Source organism: Aminobacter sp. P4_D5, assembly GCF_056401815.1.
In genome coordinates this window covers 1-615 of sequence record NZ_JBFUIP010000969.1, presented here as the reverse complement: position 1 = coordinate 615, position 615 = coordinate 1, and the positions used below count along the sequence as shown (strand labels likewise).

The 615-nt window shown below is 69.6% G+C and carries 2 protein-coding genes; both read left to right on the top strand.

From position 1 onward, the window contains the following. Positions 1-465, top strand: a 465-nt coding sequence (locus AC1DWF_RS36125; protein ID WP_476843260.1) for an SRPBCC family protein, incomplete at its 5' end; no start/stop codon positions are given. A gap of 25 nt (positions 466-490) precedes the next feature. Further along, positions 491-615, top strand: a 125-nt coding sequence (locus tag AC1DWF_RS36120; RefSeq protein ID WP_476843261.1) for a DUF899 family protein, incomplete at its 3' end; no start/stop codon positions are given.

The window sequence follows — 615 nt, the reverse complement described above, 5'->3', positions numbered from 1 at the left end:
ATGCTGCCCGGCCCGATCGAGCGCATCTGGGCCTACCTCACCGAGAGCGACCTGCGCCGCAAATGGCTGGCCTCGGGCGTCATGGGCATGAAGCCCGGCACGACCTTCGAGTTCACCTGGCGCAACGAGGAGCTCAGCGACCCCCCGGGCCGGCGTCCCGAAGGCCATTCCGCCGAGCACAGCATGACCTGCGAGATCGTCGAGTTCGACGCACCCCGCCGCCTCGTCATCACTTGGGGCCGCAGCGACGGAGTCACCTTCGAGCTGGAGCCCAGGGGCGCGAAGGTCCTGCTCACCGTGACCCACCGCCGCCTGCCCGACCGCGAGACCATGCTGATGGTCGGCGCCGGCTGGCACGCCCATCTCGACGTCCTGGTCGCCCGCGCCAATGGCGAAGAGCCTGCTCCCTTCTGGGACAGCTGGCTGCGCCTGCGGGAGGAATACGCCCGGCGGCTGCCGGCCTGACCCGTCACAGGAAAGGAGAAGGAACATGCATCATCAGGTCGTATCGCGGGGCGAGTGGCTCGAAGCCCGGCGCGCGCTCCTCCGGGAGGAGAAGGAACTGACCCGGCGCAGCGACGTGCTGGCGGAGAAGCGCCAGGCCCTGCCATGGGT